At 61.0% G+C, this 18,253-nt stretch carries 13 protein-coding genes and 2 pseudogenes; 10 read left to right on the top strand and 5 right to left on the bottom strand.

Going from position 1 to position 18,253, the window contains the following annotated elements:
• The first annotated feature begins 41 nt into the window (after window positions 1-41).
• From I5S59_RS14405 to I5S59_RS14370, 8 genes and pseudogenes are all read left to right on the top strand, one after another.
• On the top strand, window positions 42-1,169 hold the full coding sequence (locus tag I5S59_RS14405) for a CaiB/BaiF CoA transferase family protein (protein ID WP_197877217.1): 1,128 nt from the start codon (window positions 42-44) through the stop codon (window positions 1,167-1,169).
• Between the two features lie 148 nt (window positions 1,170-1,317).
• The gene (locus I5S59_RS14400; protein ID WP_197877216.1) at window positions 1,318-2,505 is read left to right on the top strand and encodes a lipid-transfer protein; all 1,188 of its coding nucleotides are present in this window, start codon (window positions 1,318-1,320) and stop codon (window positions 2,503-2,505) included.
• A 31-nt stretch (window positions 2,506-2,536) separates the two neighbouring features.
• Window positions 2,537-2,977: a MaoC family dehydratase N-terminal domain-containing protein gene (locus I5S59_RS14395; RefSeq protein ID WP_197877215.1), complete on the top strand. Its 441-nt coding sequence runs from the start codon at window positions 2,537-2,539 to the stop codon at window positions 2,975-2,977.
• A 9-nt stretch (window positions 2,978-2,986) separates the two neighbouring features.
• Entirely contained in the window at window positions 2,987-3,421 is a 435-nt protein-coding gene (locus tag I5S59_RS14390) for a MaoC family dehydratase (protein WP_197877214.1), read from the top strand.
• A 42-nt stretch (window positions 3,422-3,463) separates the two neighbouring features.
• Window positions 3,464-4,294, top strand: a complete 831-nt coding sequence (locus tag I5S59_RS14385; RefSeq protein WP_197877213.1) for an SDR family NAD(P)-dependent oxidoreductase — start codon at window positions 3,464-3,466, stop codon at window positions 4,292-4,294.
• 18 nt (window positions 4,295-4,312) lie between these two features.
• Window positions 4,313-5,464 (top strand): acyl-CoA dehydrogenase family protein, encoded by a 1,152-nt coding sequence (locus I5S59_RS14380; RefSeq protein ID WP_128326602.1) that lies wholly within the window; start codon window positions 4,313-4,315, stop codon window positions 5,462-5,464.
• 168 nt (window positions 5,465-5,632) lie between these two features.
• Window positions 5,633-7,162 (top strand): annotated as a pseudogene (locus tag I5S59_RS14375) (long-chain-fatty-acid--CoA ligase); the annotation flags it as partial.
• Window positions 7,163-7,174: 12 nt separating this feature from the next.
• Window positions 7,175-9,829, top strand: a complete 2,655-nt coding sequence (locus tag I5S59_RS14370) for a LuxR C-terminal-related transcriptional regulator (protein WP_197877212.1) — start codon at window positions 7,175-7,177, stop codon at window positions 9,827-9,829.
• Window positions 9,830-9,962: 133 nt separating this feature from the next.
• Here the strand turns inward: I5S59_RS14370 and I5S59_RS14365 are convergent, their stop codons facing one another.
• On the bottom strand, window positions 9,963-12,560 hold the full coding sequence (locus I5S59_RS14365) for a hypothetical protein (protein ID WP_197877211.1): 2,598 nt from the start codon (window positions 12,558-12,560) through the stop codon (window positions 9,963-9,965).
• Between the two features lie 371 nt (window positions 12,561-12,931).
• Here I5S59_RS14365 and I5S59_RS14360 point away from each other — a divergent pair.
• Window positions 12,932-13,121 (top strand): annotated as a pseudogene (locus I5S59_RS14360) (Tn3 family transposase); the annotation flags it as partial.
• A 64-nt stretch (window positions 13,122-13,185) separates the two neighbouring features.
• On the opposite strand, the gene I5S59_RS14355 reads toward I5S59_RS14360, so the two are convergent.
• The 4 genes from I5S59_RS14355 to I5S59_RS14340 all read right to left on the bottom strand — a co-directional run bounded on the left by I5S59_RS14355 (window position 13,186) and on the right by I5S59_RS14340 (window position 17,209).
• Entirely contained in the window at window positions 13,186-13,596 is a 411-nt protein-coding gene (locus I5S59_RS14355; RefSeq protein WP_197877210.1) for a GFA family protein, read from the bottom strand.
• Between the two features lie 11 nt (window positions 13,597-13,607).
• On the bottom strand, window positions 13,608-15,008 hold the full coding sequence (locus I5S59_RS14350; protein WP_197877209.1) for an MFS transporter: 1,401 nt from the start codon (window positions 15,006-15,008) through the stop codon (window positions 13,608-13,610).
• Between the two features lie 73 nt (window positions 15,009-15,081).
• A complete protein-coding gene (locus I5S59_RS26455) occupies window positions 15,082-16,080 on the bottom strand; it encodes a flavin reductase family protein (RefSeq protein WP_232239758.1) in 999 nt (332 codons plus the stop codon).
• Between the two features lie 67 nt (window positions 16,081-16,147).
• Entirely contained in the window at window positions 16,148-17,209 is a 1,062-nt protein-coding gene (locus I5S59_RS14340; protein ID WP_197877208.1) for an LLM class flavin-dependent oxidoreductase, read from the bottom strand.
• A 94-nt stretch (window positions 17,210-17,303) separates the two neighbouring features.
• Here I5S59_RS14340 and I5S59_RS14335 point away from each other — a divergent pair, with 94 nt between their 5' ends.
• A complete protein-coding gene (locus I5S59_RS14335) occupies window positions 17,304-18,212 on the top strand; it encodes a LysR family transcriptional regulator (RefSeq protein ID WP_197877207.1) in 909 nt (302 codons plus the stop codon).
• Window positions 18,213-18,253: the final 41 nt, after the last annotated feature.

Here is an 18,253-nt window from a genome sequence, read left to right as displayed (position 1 = left end):
CGCCGACCGCAATGCCACTAACCAATAAGAGAGAAAAAAGCATGGCAGGACCATTGGCCGGGGTAAAGGTAGTCGAGATGAACGCGATCGGGCCTGCACCGTTCGCCACCATGCTGCTTGCAGACATGGGCGCGGAGGTGATCCGCATCGACCGCCAGCAATCGGGCTTTCTCAACGGCGATGACAGTGTGATCGGCCGGGGCCGTCGCAGCCTGGTCATCGATCCGCGCAAGCCGGGGGCGACCGATGTGCTGTTGCGCCTGATCGACGGCGCCGATGTGTTGATCGAAGGCTTTCGACCCGGTGTGATGGAGCGCCTGGGGTTGGGGCCTGAGGTGTGCATCGCGCGCAACCCCAGGCTGGTCTATGGGCGCATGACCGGCTGGGGCCAGTCCGGGCCGCTGGCGCATACCGCAGGTCATGACCTCAATTACCTGGCCATTACCGGTGCCCTGCATGCCATGGGCCACGCGGACCGGGCCCCGACGCCACCCTTGCACCTGGTCGGCGACATGGGCGGGGGCGCGATGTTTCTGGCGTTCGGGGTTGTCTGCGCCTTGCTGGAAGCGCGTCGATCCGGCCAGGGGCAGGTGGTGGATGCCGCTATCTGCGATGGCGCGGCGTTGCTCAGCACCATGTACTACGAGTTCAAGCAGAGTGGCCAATGGACCGACCGCGGCGAGAACATTTTTGACGGCGGCGCGCCTTTCTATGGCTGTTACACCTGTGCAGACGGCGGTTTCATTTCAATCGGTTCGATCGAACCGCAGTTCTACCAGCAGTTACTGACGCTGTGCCAGATCGATGATCCGCTGTTCAAGAACCAGTGGGACCGAAGCCTGTGGCCAGCACAGCGCGAGAAGCTGCAGACGCTGTTCGCCACCCGTACTCGGGACCAGTGGTGTGCATTGCTGGAAGGGAGTGATGTCTGTTTCGCTCCGGTACTGGACTTCAGCGAGGCGCCGGCTTACGCCCACAGCCAGGCACGCGGCGCCTTCGTGGACAGTGACGGGGTCACCCATCCGGCGCCCGCGCCGCGCCTGAGCCGCACTCCGGCGCAGGCAGGCAGCAAGGCCAGCAATGGCCAGCATAGCGAAGAGATTCTCCGCGAATTGGGCCTGGACGCGGCGGCAATCGCGGCCCTGCGTGAAACCGGCGCAATTGCCTGAACCGGGGAGGGTGGGGTAACCCCACCCTTTCCCCACCCCTTTCTACTCGTGGGGGGCGGGGTACAGGCGAAAAGCGTTGCGCAACCATGACGCCAGGGCCCCGGAAACACCGGTGAGCCAGCCAAGTCTACTGACCGCGGAGAATACGATGTCCCAGAAAACCTACGTTGCCGGTGTCGGCATGATCCAGTTCGCCAAGCCCGGTGCCAGCGGCAGCTACATCGAAATGGGCGCCCAGGCTGTGCGCCAGGCGCTGCAGGACGCCGGCATCGGTTACGAGCTGGTGCAACAGGCCTACGCCGGCTACGTGTATGGCGACTCCACCTGCGGCCAGTCGGCGCTCTATGAAGTGGGCATGACCGGCATTCCGGTGATCAACGTCAACAACAACTGCGCCAGCGGTTCCACGGCGCTGTTCATGGCCCGTCAGGCGGTAGAAAGCGGTGCTGTCGACTGCGCCCTGGCCTTTGGCTTCGAACAGATGCAGCCCGGCGCCCTGAAGAACTTCTGGACCGACCGTCCACTGACCATGGGCAAGGGTTTCGACAGCGCCGCGCTGGCGTTCCCGGAAGGCGTCGGCATGCCGGGCGCACTGATGTTCTTCGGCGGCGCCGGCCGCGAGCACATGAACAAGTACGGCACGCGCATGGAAACCTTCGCCGCGATCCGCGCCAAAGCCAGTCGCCATGCCGCCAACAACCCGCTGGCCGTGTTCAAGAAAGTCGTCAGCACCGAAGAGGTGATGGCTGACCAGGTCGTCTGGGAAGGGGTGATGACCCGTCTGATGGCCTGCCCGCCGACCTGCGGTGGTGCTGCAGCAATCATCGTTTCCGAGCGCTTTGCCAAGCGCCATGGCCTGCGTACCGACGTGTCGATCCTGGCCCAGGCGATGACCACTGATACCCCCGATGCCTTCGAACCGCCGTCGATGATCGACATCGTCGGTACCGGCATGACCCGCTCGGCCGCCTGGCAGGTGTACGACAAGGCCGGCGTCGGCCCGGAGGACATTCGTGTCTGCGAACTGCATGACTGCTTCGCCCATAACGAGTTGCTGACCTATGAAGGCCTGGGCTTCTGCCCGGTCGGCGGTGGCGAGCAGTTCGTTCTCGATGGCGACAACACCTACGGCGGCAAGGTCGTGGTCAATCCGTCCGGTGGTCTGCTGTCCAAGGGCCACCCGCTGGGTGCTACCGGCCTGGCGCAGTGCTACGAGCTGACCCATCAGTTGCGCGGCAGCGCCGAAGCGCGCCAGGTGGAAGGGCTGCAGCACGCCCTGCAGCACAACCTGGGCCTGGGTGGCGCCGGCGTCGTGACCCTGTACGGTCGCGGTTGATCGTCCCGCCAATCACCAGGAAACCATCGAAATGGCAGATAAAAGTCTGATCGGTCGTGCCCTTGGCACCACCACCAGTGCCGTGGAAAAGGGGCGCCTGCGCTTCTTCGCCAAGGCCATTGGCGAGACCGACCCGGTTTACACCGACGAAGAAGCGGCCAGGGCGGCGGGTTATCCGGCCCTGCCGGTACCCCCCACCTTCCTGCTGTGCCTGGAAAGCGAGGGCCGCGACCCGCAAGCAATCGTCGAAGACATCATGGGCTTTGACCTCGGGCGCATCCTGCATGCCGAGCAGGAATTCAGTTACCACCACATGGCCTTTGCCGGCGATGTACTGACCTTCGACACGCACATTGCCGATGTCTACGAGAAGAAGGGCGGGGCCTTGCAGTTCGTGGTCCAGCAGACCCGCATCACCAACCAGGACGGCGTGCACATCGCCGACCTTCGCTCCTCGCTCGTGCAGCGCTGAGGCCTAGTCATGACCCATACCCCGATCCGTGCCCCTCAGTACAGCGATGTACACGTCGGCACCGAATTGCCGCTGCTCAGGCTGCGTCCGGTCAATCGCACCATGCTGGCGTTGTACGCCGGTGCGTCCGGTGACCACAACCAGATCCACATCGACATCGATTTTGCCCGCAAGGCCCGCGTCCCCGACGTGTTCGCCCACGGCATGTTGTCGGCCGCCTACCTGGGCCGGCTGCTGACCAACTGGGTGCCGCAAACGCAGATCCGCAGTTTTTCCATGCGCTTTGTCGGCATTACCCAGATTGGCCACATCCCGCACCTGACCGGCCGCGTTACGGAAAAGTTCGAGGCCGACGGCGAGCAGCGTGTACGCCTGCAGATCCAGTGCGCCAACCAGTACGGCGAACCCAAGGTCGTCGGCGACGCCGTCGTCGCCCTGGCCTGAAGCCCCCTTACCGCTAGAAGACGTTTGAAGAAGGTCTTAACAATGAAAAAACTCGAAGGCAAAGTCGCCCTGGTCACTGGCTCCGGTCGTGGTATCGGCCGCAGTGTCGCCCTGAAACTGGCTGCTGATGGCGCCCGCGTGGTGGTCAATGACCTCGACGCCGGCCCGGCCGAAGACGTGGTGGGCGAAATTCGTGCTGCCGGTGGCCAAGCGGTTGCCTGCGTGGGCAGCGTCACTGCCGTGGATTTTGCCGAGCGCTTCGTCAAGACAGCGGTCGACAGCTTTGGCGGCATCGACATAATCGTCAACAATGCCGGATACACCTGGGACAACGTGATCCAGAAGATGAGCGACGAGCAGTGGTACGCCATCATCGACTGCCACCTGACCGCGCCGTTCCGCATCTTGCGCGCTGCGCAGCCCGTCATCAGTGCCCTGGCCAAGCAAGAGGCCGCCGAAGGCCGCGTGGTCAACCGCAAGGTGGTCAACATTTCCTCCATCGCCGCAGGCGGCAACGCCGGTCAGGCCAACTATTCGTCTGCCAAGGCGGGCATCCTCGGCATGACCAAATCGCTGTCCAAGGAGTGGGGGCGCTACAACGTCAACGTCAACGCCGTGGCCTTCGGTCATATCGACACCCGCATGACCCAGGCCCTGGCCGGTGATGCCAGCAAGACCGTCAACATTGAAGGCCGCGAAATCAAGGTCGGCATCCAGCCGGCCGCCATTGCTGCCAGCAACCAGCTGTGCCCGCTGGGTCGCCCGGGCACCCCGGACGAAGCTGCAGGCTCGGTCTACCTGTTCTGCATCCCTGAATCCAATTTCGTCTCCGGCCAGGTGCTGGTGTGCGGCGGCGGTTTCGGCAACGTCTGACTGAGTGAGGAGAACACCATGCGTGTAGCGAACTACGTGTCGCCTTGGGAAGATGCCGACCTGGTTGCCTTCCGTGACAGCATCCGTCGATTCGTGCGCGAGCAATTGCTGCCGCACGAAGACAAATGGCGCGAACAGCACCGTTCCGACCGCAGCGCCTGGCTGGCCTGTGGCGAAATGGGCATGATCCTCCCGGACATGCCCTCCGAGTATGGCGGGGCCGACGGTACGCCTGCCCACTATGCGGTTGCGATGGAAGAGCTGACCTATGCCGGTGCGATGAGTATCGCCCTGAGCATCAACCACATCGTTGGTCACTACATCCTCGCCGGCGGTACCGAGGCGCAGAAACGCCATTGGCTGCCAAAGATCGCGTCCGGCGAGTGCATCTGCTCGATCGCCATGACCGAGCCGGGCACTGGCTCCGACCTGCAGGGCGTGCGTACCCGCGCAGTGAAGCACGGCGACAAGTACCTGATCAGCGGCTCGAAGACCTTCATCAGCAATGGTCAGAACAGCGACATGGTGGTGGTGATCGCCAAAACCGACCTGGAGGCCAAGGGCTCGCGCGGTATCTCGCTGTTCCTGGTCGATACCGCCACCCCGGGTTTCCAGCGCGGCAAGTGCCTGGACAAGATCGGCCTGCCTGGCCAGGACACCTCGGAAATGTTCTTCCAGGACTGCGAAGTACCGGCGGACTGCCTGCTTGGCGGCGTCGAAGGCCAGGGTTTCGCCCAACTGATGCAGCAGTTGCCGTATGAGCGCGCGGAAATTTCCATCCAGGCGGCCGCCTCCCTTGAGCGTGCGCTGGCGTTGACGGTGGAGTACACCCGCGAACGCAAGGCATTTGGCAAGTCGATCCTGGACTTCCAGAACACCCGCTTCACCCTGGCTGAAGTCAAAGCCACCACGCTGGCTTCGCGGCTGTTCGCCGATCTGATCGTGCAGCGCTGGGTGGACGGCACCCTCGACACCACCCTGGCGTCGATGGGCAAGTTCTGGCTGACCGACCGCCAGGGCGAAGTGATTGACGATTGCCTGCAGTTCTTTGGCGGTTTCGGCTACATGAACGAGTACCCGATCGCGCGGATGTTCGCCGATGCGCGGGTGGCCCGTATCTATGGCGGCGCCAACGAAATCCAGCGTGAGCTGGTGGGACGCTCGCTGTAAGGGGCAAGGCCGGGCGGCGTTCATCCACGAGAGGGTCGCCCGGCTTGCCAGGGAAGGCATCAACGATTCTGCGCCGGACAGCGAATCCCTTTCAGATTCGATCCTAAAATAATAAGACAGGAGGCTCCGATGTACATTACTCAAGGGCTGTAACGCCATCTTCAGCAGCGCCCCAACGCGGTAGCCATTCGTGAAATGGGCCGTAGCCTGACCTTCGCCGGCCTGGGCGAGCGCGTTGCGCGCCTGGCCGGGGCGCTCAAGGCGCTGGGCATGGCCAGTGACGACTGCATCGCCATGCTCTCGCGCAACTCGCAGCGTTATATCGAATATGCCCTGGGCGTGCCGTGGGCCGATTGCGTGCTCAACCCGGTCAACACCCGCTGGAGCGTCGCTGAAATCGTCTATTCGCTGTGCGATTCGAACTCCCGGGTGCTGATCGTCGACGACACGTTCAAAGACATCGGTGCCACCATCGCCGCACAGTCGCCGTGCCTTCGCCATGTCATTTATGCTGGCGACGGCCCGACCCCGACGGGCATGCTCAACTATGAAAGCTTGCTGGCCGAAGCGGTCCCACAAGAGGATGCGCGCCGAGGCGGTGATGCCTTGCTGGGCATTTTTTACACCGGCGGCACTACCGGTTTCCCCAAAGGCGTGATGATCAGCCATGCCAACCTGGCATTTGCCGGGCTGTCGGCGATGACCCGCGGGTTCTTCGGCGAAGACGCCGTGTTCCTGCATGCCATGCCGATGTTTCACCTCGCCGACTTCTCGGCCCTGTACTGCCTGACCGTCAGCGGTGGCACCCATGTGGTGCTGCCGGCGTTCAGCGGTGAAGCGGCGATCGGCACCATCATCAGCGAACAGGTCACCGACCTGATGCTGGCCCCGACCATGATCCAGATGATGCTCGATGCGCGCCAGGCGGACACCCGGACCTGCGACATCGCCCTGGGCTCCATTCGCCACATCGTCTATGGCGCGTCACCGATTACCCCGGCGTTGCTCGATCGAGCCTGCGAGGCCTTCCCGGCGGCGGGCTTTTTTCAGGGTTACGGCATGACCGAGCTGACCACGGGCGGCACCATGCTCGATGCCGAGTATCACTGTGCCCAGCACCAGGCAAGCGGCAAGATGTATTCGGCGGGGCGCGCGGTCAACTGCGTGGAGCTGAAGATCGTCGACAGCGAGGGGCGCGAAGTGCCGCGCGGCGCGGTAGGCGAGATCGTCGTGCGCGGCCCGAATGTCATGCTCGGTTACTGGAACCGGCCTGAAGATACCGCCCAGGTGCTCAGGCAGGGGTGGATGCATACCGGTGATGGCGGCTACATGGATGACGAGGGCTTTGTCTACATCGTCGATCGCCTTAAAGACATGATCGTCAGTGGCGGCGAGAACGTCTATTCGGCGGAAGTGGAAAATGCCCTCAGCAGTCACCCTGCGGTCGCGCAGTGCGCAGTGATCGGCATTCCTTCGGATAAATGGGGCGAAAGCGTGCATGCGGTGATTGTGCTCAAGGCCGAAGGTCATGCCCATGCCGATGCGTTGGTTGACCATTGCCGCGAGCGTATAGCCGGTTACAAATGCCCGCGCAGCGTCGAGTTCCGTGACGCAATGCCGCTGTCAGGGGTTGGCAAGATCCTCAAGAACGAGCTGCGAAAACCCTTCTGGGAAAACCGCACACGCAATGTTGGTTGAGCGGATAGTGCCATGCCCTGTGTTCCGTTGATTACCACCCAGTTCACGCCTGCGCGGCTGAGTACCCGTACCGTCGTGCGCGAACAGTTACTGGAAAAATTACGGCACTGGCGGCATAGCCGCCGGGTGCTGGTAGCCGGCAGCGCCGGGTTTGGCAAGACGACGCTGATCGCCCAATGGCGACAGTCATTGATCACCGCAGGCGCGCAGGTGGCGTGGCTGTCGCTGGCGGCGTGCGATGGTCGCCTTGAGACGTTTTTCGCCAATGTGTTTGGCGCCTTGCGCCACGCGGGCCTGGCAATCGACGACGAACTGCTGCAGCCGCTGCACACCGCCGATGCCACTGTACAGGCGGCATCGGCGCGGCTGATCAACGCCTTGGCGCAACTGGGCGGCAAGCTCTATCTTATGGTCGACGACGCTCATCACATCACGGATGCGCGTACGGTCGCGCTGCTGCAGATGCTGTGCGAAAACCTGCCCGAGGACATGCACCTGGTACTGGCCTCGCGCGCAGCCTCTGCGCTGCAACTGGGGCGGCTGCGGGCGCTGGGCCAGGTGTGTGAAATCGAGTGCGCCCAGCTGGCCTTCGACTTTCGCGAGTCGCTGGCGTTTCTCAGGGGGCATCTGGATGAGCAGCTTGAGCTTGAGACGGTTCATGCCGCCCATGCGTTGACTGCCGGTTGGCCGATTGGCCTGCAGTTATTGGCCATCGCGCTGAAGAACAACCCGCGTACGCCCCTGCAAAGCGCTGCGTTTGCGCACAACAATGCCGCGCTGGCGGATTACCTGGCGCAGGATGTCGTGGCGGGCTTGCCCGTCGAGTTGTTGGTGTTTCTGCAAAAGCTCTCCGTGTTGCGCCGTTTTAACGCTGAAGCGGCGGCGTACATCTTTGAAGATCCTGATGCGGCGCAGAAAATTGCTGCGCTGGAGGAACATAACCTGTTCATTCAACCGCTGGTTGATGAGGGCCAGCGCTGGTACCGCATGCATCCGCTGTTTGGTGAATTCCTCGCGCAGCGCCTGCGTGCCAGCGGTGTGGATGAGCGGCTGCTGCACGGGCGCGCGGCACACTGGTTCGAACGCGCGGGCCTGGTCCAGGAGGCATTTCGTCACGGCCTGCAGTGTGAAGATTTCGCCTTGATTGTCGGGCTGCTGGAGCGTGTGCAGCCCTCTACCCGCCGGGTCAGTCATCTGAGCCAGTTCATGCGCTGGCTGGAGCAGTTGCCCCAGGGGGTGCTGAGTACACACCCCAACCTGCTGTTGCTGGGAATCTGGGGGGCGGTACTGACGGTGCTCACGCGCCAGGCACATGACTGGATCGGTTTGCTTGAAAGCGTTCCCCTGACCGAGGACTGGCAAGGGCAACTGACATTGCTCAAAGCTGCATTGGCGATGCACCAGGATGACGACGCCCGCTGTATGGCGTTGCTCGAGTCCCTGGAGGGCAGGGCGTTGTCTGCTCCGTTCCAGGAGCAGGTGCGGATTGCGCTGACCATCAGTTGCCTGGCGTTGCACGGGCACCATGGCCAGGCCCGCAACCTCTACCGGCAACCGGCAGCCCGCTGCCTGCGCTCTGACGACGAGATGGCCTTGATGGGGCAGGTGACGATGGCCTCTGCCAGCCTGCTCGAAGGCAAGGTGCTCGAAGCCGAGCGCTTGTGCGCGCCCGTACTGGACCAGGCTGAACGGCTGCATGGCAGGCGCTCGGTAAGCGCCTGCAGCGCCGCCGTGGTGATGGCCGAGGCGTGTTACGAACTCAACCGGGCCGAGCAGGCCAGCGAAATCCTCGCTAACCGCCTGGATATCCTGCGCTTTTCGGCGCCGATGTTCATGATTGGTGCGGCGCTGTGTCACGGGCGGCTGATCAATCTGCAAACGTCGCCACGGGCGGCACTGGATTACCTCGCAGAAAAGGAGGAGCACTTTGCAAGCCTGGGCCTGGACCGTGGCATGGGCAGTATGTTGGCCGAGCAATTGCGCCTGGCATTGATGTGTGACGATTGCAGCCATGCCGAAGTGCTGCAGGGCAGGCTTGATGAACTGGCGCGCAACCACCGTGGGGCAACGCCTTGCGATGCCGAGATCATGACGCTGGCGGCGTTGTCCAGGGCGCGCTTGTCACTGGCCAGGCAGCAACACGAGGCGGCCCTGCAGGCGCTGGACATCGCACAGCGCTATGCCGGTGAATTCAATCGCGGGCGCTGGCGGGTTCAGGTCGATTTGTTGCGGGCGTTCGCCTTGCAGGCGCTCAAGCGCGAAGGTGAAGCGCAGGACAGCTTCAAAGCAGCAGTCGCCTGTGGCTACCGATTGGGCCTGGTGCGCACCTTGCTGGACGAAGGCAGTGTGTTCCAGTCGATGCTGGGCGAGCTGAAGCTGGAGGAGGGGTCGGTGCTGGCTGAGTACCGCCAGGAACTGTTCAGGACAACACCGACGGTCGCAGCGCCCGTAGCTGCGCCAGTACCGCGTGAGCCGGGACCGGCTATGACCCGCCGTGAACAGGAGATCCTCGACCTGCTGGAACAGTCGATGTCGAACAAGCACATCGCCCTGGCGCTGAACCTGAGCCTGCAGACGGTGAAGTGGAACCTGAAGAACATCTTCGCCAAATTGGGTGTTTTCAGTCGGTACGATGCGATTCTGGCGATGCGCAGGCAGCGCCAGTAAACGCTCAAGCCGATCTGTAGGGGCGTACGCGTGCCTGTAGGAGCGTGGCTTGCCCGCGAAAAACGATGACGCGGTGTATCAGGGGCACCGCGGTGCAGGTTTCGCCGGCAAGCCTGGCTCCTACGTCGATGGCCTACAGGTAGGATTGCCGACCCGACACCCCCTGATATTCATTCCCAACCTTGTCGTGAGCGGACCGCTCAAGCGCAATCTTCTCCTTCCCGCGCTCACGTACGCTCCTCTGCGGAACGTCCGGAAGCCTCGAACTCATTTCCACGTCCGGAAGCCTGTCCTGCATAACCTGCTGCTCCATCTCCTGCATCAGGGCGTCAACAGCCTGTCGCGACGGCGACTCTGGCACCCAGCCCGTGCCCGCCGTGGCCCCCATCTGCTCACAAATCTTCTGAGTGGTTAACTCCATTTTTCGCAAGGTTCGCTCCAACGCTGACAGCCGCTGCGCCATCTCGTGTTCCGGCAGTTTGTTCTTAAGCCCGTCGTTGTACGCCTGAATCGCCGTATCCATCTCTCTCCGGATAGCGTCGAGCCTGCCGGCGATGTCCGCATTTACCACCTCAGCATCCTTCGCCACGCTCTGCCCCGCGCGCGCAGCGACGCTCACCTGCGCCTCGCTCTTGCGGGCGGGCGCATTGAGCTGTTCCGCCAAGTTTTTCAGCATCGCCGATAGCTTCTGGGCAGCCACCTCTCTGCCTTGTTGATAGGCGTCCATGCGGGCGTGGTAAGCCTGACTGAAGCGGGCTTCAATACCTTCCCTCAGTCTGGCATGGCTGTTCCTCCAGTCCTGCCCGCCCGCCACCATGCTTGCAACGTGGCGCCCTAGGGCATTCCACGCCTGCTTGTCTGCTTCCTGCCTTTTTGCCTTTTCTTCCACTCTGAGGCGCGCAATTCTCTCAGCGTCTTTCCTGATGTTAATGTCACGTTTCACAACGTGCGCCGTAAGCTTTTCTTCTGCGGCCTTCTTATCGCTGGCGAGCTCGCGGAGCTTTTCCGTCATCAACGCTACGCCGGGACGGGCTGAGGCCGATTCTCCGGGTGCCCAGGCCGTACCGATGGCGGGCTCCGACTTCAGCTCAGTAAACAAAGCCGTGACGGCCTTAACGTGCTGCTGGCCGACTGCCGGCGTGTTCACCGCCCCGCTGAGACCGTCAGCCCAGGGATGCATGTTTATCTGGCCACGGTGTTCGGCCACATACTCCCTCAGCGGGGAGTCCAGCAGGGATTTTGTGGCGTCACCGCTAAGCTTTTCAGTGTCGGTAATGGTCGTATCAAAAGCAGTAAAATAGTCCGCAGCGAGCGCGCCGCTCAGCGCTTCGCTGCTTTGCGAATAGTTGCTCCCGGTAATCTCATCGCCGGTGATTACCTCGAGAATTTCTTTGCCCGGATGCCGCGCAACGTCCGCAAGCTGGACGCCGGCCTCCAGCAGGGCTTTACGGACCTCCTCCGGGGGCAGCTCCCGCCGGCCAGACTGCTCTTTGAGTTCAGCAAGAGAGACGATCGTCCTGAGCCTGCTCACCTCGGGAGGGATGGGGATGGCCAGCGCCGCAGCGGGCGCTGACGCTGATTTTTCGGGTACCGTGCCCTGTACTCCGACCGCTGTGACGGGAGCGTTAGTTCTTTCAGGGGCCTCATTTTGCGCTGAGACCTCTGGATACCGGTTGCCGATAACAGGTTTGCCGGCAGCATCTTCGTGGCGAATCGCGCTTTTGCTTACGAATACGTGTGCTGACTGAATGTCAGAGGTGTCATACATTTGGATATCTGAGTGTGGAAAAACGTTTGAGATTATTTTTTTTAACTTGGCTCTCGTATTGAGGTCATTGTCTTTAACATGTCTCTTGTATTCAGAAAAGGGCGCGCTAATGATAACATCGCCTGGTATGTCTTTTATCAGCTCTTTTATTTCTTCAAGGGAGTCTTTCAACTGCTGCTTGTCTGACGCAACTGTTAGATGAATACCAGCAAGGCTGTTTTTATTTCTGATGGTGACGGTCAAACAACTACTTATATCCGGGTAACAAATATTGTCACTGCAGATACCAAGCTTATCTTCTCTCAGTACCAGATTTTCAGGAAGAGGTTCACGTTTACGTTCCTGGCAGATGTATTTGTTATTTGCATCAATGGGCTTACTAAATTTTTTATCACTGCCAAATGATTCTACTTTGTAAGGCGGTACCTCACCATAATGATATCCGTGAGGTTTTCCAATATAAAAAAATTCATGCTCTTTGTTGTTGAGCTGATCGATTGCGGAAATTAGTGTCAGTCTGTCTATTTTTCCTGTTTCCAGAAGTCGTCCGCCGTGCTGAAGAATAAGTTGGGGTGTTGAGATGAATTCATTTCTGTCAGCCTCGCTATCGGCATTAATTTTGAGTAAAACTTTTTCCTCTGACATGAATTTTTTGGCCTTGTCCTTCCGAGAACTAAAAGACAATACGGCACTCTGACTGCCATGACTGGCAGTATGCTTGAATAGTTTTGTCAGGTAATCGTCAAAACTTTCACTGGTGTTTTGCTCCGTGTTACGGGTTATGCCCATCATCATTACCGTCTGCGAATCCGATCGATGGGCTCTATACAGAAAACCGTCATTTATGGAGTAATCAATGGTTTTAATTTTTTCTTCTGAATCTAAAAGGTTGTCTTTTTTATTAAAAAGCTTTTTTATAATGCTCCCCTGGTGATGGTCGCTAATCTCCTTTGCCAGCGCCATATGATCTATTACATAGGGGTCGTTAAAGAAAGACGTTAGTGGAATGTATCCAGTTGACTCACTTTTAACTGATGGGCCACTGTTCACAGGGGGAGGCAGGCCTGACGTAGTATTGATTTTTGGCATAATTAATGCTGTTCAGTGAAGTGATTTTAAGGGGAAGTGATGAGCAATACTAAAGAGTAGTCACTGGCGGGTGCCGGCGATATGTGCGGTTTGACTTGTGTCGGAGCACTTTATTTTTCACGATTGGTGAATTGCTGCAACCATAAAACGCTCATTTTTGCTCATTCCCTTTATGATAAAGAGATTGTATGCGGCAGGCCTGTGAACAACTGCAAACAGTGGCATCCGCTGTCTCGCGAATGCTCACTTCCCTGATGCTGAAAAAGCTTGCCAGTTACCCCAAGCAAAACGGACTTGCCAACGCACTGTGGGAAATTGGCTGTATTGAGCGAACGCTGTTTCTGCTTGAGGGGTTCCGCGATCCGGCACTTCGTCGGCGAGTACAGGCGGGACTGAATAGAAAGGGAGGTCCGTAACGCGCTGGCGCGCGCGGTCTCGTCGGCTGAGATCAGCTCAAGCAGAAAGGCCAAAAAATAACCTTAACGTACAATATGACCCCCTACACGGGGGTCTGTTCAAAGCACGGCAGTGTGCGGTCGATCACTACCCAGGGCTGCGCCGCAGAGCACCACAGGTGCAGGTTCGGCGTGACGCTGGCAGGATTGGCCAGCGTACCGGCCTTGACTGCCAGAACGCCAGGCATCGTCGCGACTTCACTGTACAGCGCCGAGCCGCAGCCGGCGCAGAAGTAGCGCTTGACCGGCAGGCCACTGCCGCCAGCCTTGGTGTAGCAGCCGAGGCTTGTGCCCTCGACCACAAAGCCTTCGGCCGGTACCAGCAGGTTGACTGAAAAAGCGCTGCCGGACTGTTTCTGGCAGTCGCTGCAATGGCAGACCGCAACCGACAACGGGGCCAGTTGACTGGAATAGTGGATGGCGCCGCACAAGCAATTGCCGTTGATCGTGTTCATAAGGGTTCTCGTCAGATGGAGGGACTGATTGCAGTCGCATTGGCGGGTTGCCATTCGCAGGCCCGCTGGGCGGTGTGCTTGAAGCTGTGGCGCGCGCGCAGCAGCAGCGGGCCTGCCAGCAGGCAGGCGATCAGGGTGACGATCAGGATCGAATAGCCAATGGCGGCCGGGTCGACCAGCAGATAGTCGGTGATCATGCCCACCGCAAGTGGGCCGACACCCACACCGAGCAGGTTGAGCACACCGGTGAACAGGGCAATGAACTGCCCGCGCATCGGGGCTGGCGCAATCTCCACAACCAATGCCGGGCCGATGCCGAACAGGCAGACCCACAGTGCCGCAGTCAGGGCCAGGAAGGGCAGCGCCAGGGTGGCATTGGGTGCCAGCAGCAGTGGCGTGGCGCACAGCGGCAGGATCAGGCTGGCGACGATCGCTACGCGCAGGTTGCCATTGCTCACCCCGCGGCGACGCCAGTGTTCGCCCAGCCAGCTGGCACCAAGCACACCGAGCGGCGAGCTGACACACATGATCAAGCCCATGACCGTACCGGCCTTGGCGTAACTCCAGCCAAATTCGCGGACCAGGTAGCTGGGTACCCAGGCACCTCCGGCATACACGGCGGCGTTATAGCAACCCATGCCGACGATGATGGCGATGAAGGTACGGCGGTTTGCGCGCAGGAAGTGCAGCACTTCGCCCAGCGGTACCGCGGGTGGCGTTGAAACCTCGGTAGCTCGCCGTGCGCCACTGCGTCGCGGTTCCGGCACGCCGAGCATCAGTAACAGGATGAACAGCCCCGGCAGGCCGATCGACATCAGCGTGGTCTGCCACGGCGCCAGGGTACCGAGCAGCGGCAGCGTCAGCGGATGGGCACTGAAGTAGCCCAGCACCAGGCCGGTGGCAAGCAGGCCGGCGCCTACGCCAACCGGGCCGCCGGCGCCAAATACGCCCAGCGCGCGCCCGCGTTTTTGCGCCACGAACAGGTCGCTGATCAGCGATACCGCACCCGGAAGCAGAACAGCCTCGCCAACCGCTACTCCGACCCGTGCCAGCAGCAGGTGCCAGAACTCCGTGGCCAGGCCGCTGGCAGCCGTGGCCAGGCACCACAGGCCGATGCCGGTGGCGATGATCCGCCGGCGGTTGCCCCGGTCGATCAGGCGGGCGATCGGCAGGCCGGCCAGTGAATAGAAGGCCGCAAAGGTGAAGCCATGAAGCATGCCCATCCAGGTATCGTTGACGTGTAGCGATTGCTGGATCGGGCCAACCAGCAGGCTCAGCACCTGGCGGTCCATGATCGAGAAGACGTAGGCAAGCATCAGCACGCCAAGGGCATAGCGGGCGCGGCCACGGCCGGGCAGCACGCGTGCCGCCTCGGCCATGGCGGTGGCGTTCAGGGTTGTGGAACGGGTCATCGACAGTGTCCTCTTTTGGGCCTGTTCGTGTAATCGAGGCCGCGCGACGTGCAGCGCGCCGCGCAGTACTGCGTCAGCGTGCCGAGGCGATGGCGTCGGGTTGCTGCCAGAGGTTGTTGTCCTGCCAGATGTTCTCCTTGCGCCAATGCGCCGGCAAGTCGCAGCCGGTGTGCTGGATGACGCGGCCGATCAACAGCTTGAGTTGCTGTGCTTCGTCGAAATCCAGCGCTTCAAGGGCATTCATTTCGGCGGCTTTGGCGAAGGCCAGCCACTGGATCGCGAGTTGCCGGCCCTTGTCGGTGAACAGCACCCGGCCGTTGTCCAGTGTCAGCAAGCCTTTCTGCAACCACAACGCCAGTTGCTCTTCGGCGAGCGCCTTGCCGGTAAACTCGAACAACTTGAACAGTTCGTCGAGGGTACGGCCTTCGCTGAAACTCAAGATGGCCAGCAGCTCGAAATCCTGGTCTTGCATGCCCATGGCCTGCAGCTGCTGGCGAATCGGCAATTGCAGCTGGTAATAGGCGCGACCGAGCAGGAAACCCAGCCAGTTCTCACCATAAATGGCAGATGCCGGGCGCTGCGCAGCGGCAGGCAGCAGGCGTCGGTAGCCGCCGCTGTGAAATACCAGCGGCGCTTTGTCGAAGCGGTCGAACGCCAGCACTTCACCGACCAGGATGATGTGATCGCCGCCTTCGTACTGGTAGGTGGTCTTGCACTGGAAGCGCGCCGAACAGCCTTCCAGCAGCGGAACGTCGCTGGGGCCGCGCTGCAGCTCGAGGCCGGCGAATTTGTCAGCGCCGCTTTTGGCGAAGCGGTTGGACAGGGATTCCTGGTCGGTTGCCAGAATGTGCACGGCGAAGTGCTCACCTTCTGTAAAGGCATGGGCCGAGGAAGAGTCCTTGTTGATGCTCCACAGCACCATCGGCGGGTCAATGGAGACCGAGTTGAAGCTGTTGGCGGTCATGCCGTAGTCCTGGCCGTCCGCGCCGCGGGTGGTGACAATGGTCACGCCGGTGGTGAAGGCGCCCAGCGCCTGGCGAAACTGCTTGGGATCGAAAGGGGTGGTGTTCATCTAAAGGGACTCCAGTTACCGCCGGGCGTACCGGCGGCTGATTGTTATTGGGCAGGAGTGCAAGGGCTCAGCGCTTGAGCAGCGGCATGACCAGGCGACCGAAGCGCTCGGCTTCTTGGTGGTGCGGGTAGCCGGACAGGCAGAAACCGCTGCAGCCGGCGTCGACGAACGCCAGCAACTGGTCGGCGACCTGCTGCGGGTTGCCCACTACCGCAATGCCGGCACCAGGACGCACTTCGGTGATACCGGTCCACAGGTGCGGCGTCATCTTGCGGCCGACCGTGTTGGAGAGCTCCTTCATGCGTTGGTTGGCAACGGACTCGGCCATCATGGTTTTGACCTGTTCGGTCCAGGCCGGGTCGGCGCCGTTCACCAGCGTGTCTGCCGCTGCCCAGGCCTCTTCTTCGGTTTCCCGGCAGATGATCTGCAGGCGCATGGCGAATTCGATTTCCTCACCGCGGCCGTATTGCGCGGCGCGCTCACGCATGGCCTTGATCTGCTCGGCGATGCGTTCCGGGTAGTCGCCCCAGAACAGGTGCACAGAGGAGTGCTTGGCGGAAATCTCCGCGGCATGCTCCGAACCACCACCAAGGAAGAACGGCGGGTGGGGTTGCTGGTACGGCGCGGGGATGACTTTCGGGCCATGGGCCTGGTGGTACTTGCCTGCGTATTCCACGTCCTGCTCGGTCCACAGACGCTTCATCAGCTCGACTTCTTCTTCCAGCTGTTCGTAGCGAGCGTCTTTGGAAACGATCTGGCCTTCGGCGTAGGCGTCTTTTTCGCTGAGGCCGGCGATCAGATTGATGTAGATACGGCCTTTGGACAGCTGGTCAAAGGTGGCGAACATCTTGGCCTGGGCGACCGGATGGATAAACCCCGGCTTGACGGCAATCAGCGCCTTGAGCTTTTCGGTGCGGGCAATGAGGAACGAGGCGGTCACCCAGGCATCCCAGCAGAACGGGGTTACCGGCACCAGGACATAGTCGAAGCCGGCCTGTTCGGCAGCGACGGCGACCTGCTCGAAATGCTCCAGGGATTGCGGGATGCTTTTGCTCGGGTCGCTGAACGCCGTGGTGTCGCCAATCGTTGGAATGAACCAACCCATCTGCAGGGATTTTTTATTGTTCATGCTGGGGCTCTTTCACTGAGGGAAGGATGGAGCCACTACAACAAACCCTGTACTGTGAGAAAAATGAATAGTTGGAATTTCAGGTATGCACAATATGAATACAAGAACCCTCGACCTGAATTTGCTGGTGGTCTTTGCAACCCTGTGGGACACGCAGAACGTGACGCGTGCCGGCGAACGCCTGGCCCTGAGCCAGCCGGCGGTCAGCCATGCGCTGCGCCGGTTGCGCGAGCGCCTGGGCGACGAACTGTTCGTCAACGGACGCCATAGCCTGGTCCCCACCGCACGTGCGTCCGAACTGATCGGCCCGGTGCGTGAAGCGCTGGCCCGCCTGGATGAGGCGCTGCAGGGTACTACACCCTTTGTGCCGGCAACTGCGCAGCGCAAGTTCCGCATTGCCTCAGGCGACTTTGTCGAGTTCCTGATCCTGCCGGGGCTGATCCGGCACATCGCCCGCGAAGCCCCCGGGGTGATGATCGAAGTGGTGCCGCTGCCCGCGAACAACGCCTTGCCGGCGCTACTGGAGAGCGGCGAAATCAACCTGGTCATCAGCACGCCCACCGTGTTTGGCGCCGGCCTGAGCCAAGCGTCGATTACCACGGTTTCGCTGCTGACGCTGATCTGGCAACGCGAAGGCTTGCCCCCCGGTCGCTTTCCGCTCGACCTCTACCTGCAGCGGCCGCAGGTGATGATCGAAATGCATCAGCGTGAAGGCAACATCATCGATGAGACCTTGCAGGCTCAGGGGTTGGCACGGCGTATAGGCGTGCTGGTGCAAAACTTCATGGCGATGCCGGTGATCGCCGCGCAAACCGGCTACATCTGCAACCTCCCGGGCCCGATTGCCAAGGCATTCGCCGCCACTTTCGGCCTGAGCTGCCACGAGCCGCCGGTCGATTTCCCGGCCCCCGAACTGGTTGCCCACTGGCATTCGCGTTTCGACACCGATCCTGGCCTGAAATGGTTGCGCGAGCAGATCAAGGCGTGTGCTCAGGCCGAATAAACTTTCACGGTGCAGCGCAGTCACTTCAGATAGGCATCCGG

Source organism: Pseudomonas alkylphenolica, assembly GCF_016009175.1.
Lineage (GTDB): Bacteria > Pseudomonadota > Gammaproteobacteria > Pseudomonadales > Pseudomonadaceae > Aquipseudomonas > Aquipseudomonas alkylphenolica_B.
The sequence above is the reverse complement of the archived record's forward strand: the minus strand, read 5'-3'. Positions and strand labels throughout refer to the sequence as shown.